The 1,986-nt window shown below is 43.5% G+C and carries 2 pseudogenes; one reads left to right on the plus strand and one right to left on the minus strand.

Features of this window, described 5'->3' with window-relative positions:
- Positions 1-77: 77 nt before the first annotated feature.
- Positions 78-1,627: pseudogene (locus tag F6K37_RS39875) on the minus strand (ISKra4 family transposase).
- Between the two features lie 230 nt (positions 1,628-1,857).
- Between F6K37_RS39875 and F6K37_RS39880 the strand changes: the two are divergent.
- Positions 1,858-1,986, plus strand: a pseudogene (locus F6K37_RS39880) (ISAs1 family transposase); the annotation flags it as partial.

Below are 1,986 nucleotides of genomic sequence, written 5' to 3' on the forward strand. Positions count from 1 at the left end.
TCAATTCTTACCCCACAAAGGCGTTTGAACTCCTGGTTAGTTAAATCTTTAACTTTTTGATAGGTCATTATTTTCCCTTATACTGACCCATTTATATCTTTTTTATTGGACTTTTGCAAGAGGTCTATTAAAGGAATACCATCAAAATACAAAGCCAGGTGATGACGTTTATGTTCCTGCTTTAAGTGAAAGCGCCAATATTCATGTCCTACACCACTAATATAAAGGGAGCGAAGACGTAAAACCGCCTCAGCACCCATAAGACGACCTCTAGCTCCAGTCAGATCCATGCGGTCTTTAATCAGATGACGACAAGCACCTTCAATCACCCCGGTAGCAATGGGAAGACCAGCTTTCAAGTAATCATTGTATTGGAGGTAAGCACTGTTATTGAGCAGATATTGGGCACAGGTATCCACTGGTTTACGTTGTGATGGGTTGAGTTGACGTAATGTGGCGCTGCGACGCATCCCAGCTGCCACCTGAGATGAGCGTCCTTGAAGAATCAGTAATATTCTTTGAGTAACCCAAGCCTCCCCTTGCTGGCTGGTATCCCCATAAAAGGCAAATGCTGCCTTCCATAAATACTCAATTACATGGATAATATCGAGCACAATGGTTAAATTGAGCTGGTGTTGACGAGCATATTTCTTTAACAGCAATAATTGTGTTTTATTGCCATCGACTAGAGCACAAAAGTGTTTTTGTTGATTGGGGTCGCGGTGCAATGCCTCATCAAATGCTTCTGTGATCACCTGGTATGGTTCTTTTTCTAAACTTGCCCAAACACGCTTGCCCATTGGTCTCCGTCGTTTGATGTTTTGGTGATTAGAAGAGGGATTGACAATTTGCTCAGGTGTGCGAACCAAGGGGTCAATAGTATAAACTGAAGCTACTGTTGCCATACGTTTGGCATTGCGCTTTTCCCCTTTAGTTAATCGTTTATTTAATTTTTTGGAAGAAGCAAGTGCTCGTTTTTGGGTGTCGGCACGAAGGCCAAAGTGTACGCATCACAACACCCTTTCCATCAACAGTAATTACTACTATTTCTCCTGTGTGTTTTCCTTCAACCGATTGTGCAAGTTGGCTGAGCGTAGAAAGAGTCAAAGTCACAAGCGCTCTTATAAGCCAATTGTTCAACTTGACGCTTACCAACTTTGGCTGCGGTGGTTTTGGAGATGATTTCCACTGTTTCTCCAAACCCGGAACGGGCTACTTCTTGAGCTACTCGCTCCCTGAGTCCATGAGAGTATTGTTCTGGTGGTAAGTAAAATTGCTGCATCCAATGGACCCACGAGAAGTGATCTTCCTTCCTCCGTAACCAATACGATGGGCAATGACCGTGCCAAAGATGGTTGTTAGTTTCCTGTTTCCTCTGATCTTATGGGTTCTGTTTACTCCGTCCCTACCTAAACAATCACCCTCGATTTCGTCGTTACTTCGTCTATCCAAGTAACCTTGTAACAGTCGTCTCAATAGTTCGTATCCATTTTCGAGTAGTAACGTCTCTAATTCCCCATGCTCGCGCACCGCACACTGTTTCTGAACCGAGCCAATCAACTATTTGTTCAAATAGCTCTCGGGCTCCTGAAAAAAATCTGTCTTCATTTGAGGTAGATGGTTGCATATCTCTAACTTAATCCTGGCTCATACTGCTGTTAAGCGCCTGTCGAGTCCTTCGGTTTTTTCTCTCAAAACACTGCTACAGCATAGCTTGTGGTAAAAAACTCTTCCCCATTCTATCGTCTTTCTATAAGAGCCGCACCCAAATCACTTAATCCTTCAAAGCGTCCAGCCATCAGCAGATACACTCTTCTCAAACAAGAACAGATTACCATATTTTGGTATTAGTGGGATAGGTTCTACCTTACTTCTTTGCCGCCCAATGCTCAGAAGTTGGGCAAAGCTATCCGACAACACTGGTCCATTGAAAACCAACTGCATTGGGTATTAGATGTGACTTTTGGGGAGGATAGCAGCCGGATT

Source organism: Moorena sp. SIO4E2 (assembly GCF_010671945.1).
GTDB lineage: Bacteria > Cyanobacteriota > Cyanobacteriia > Cyanobacteriales > Coleofasciculaceae > Moorena > Moorena producens.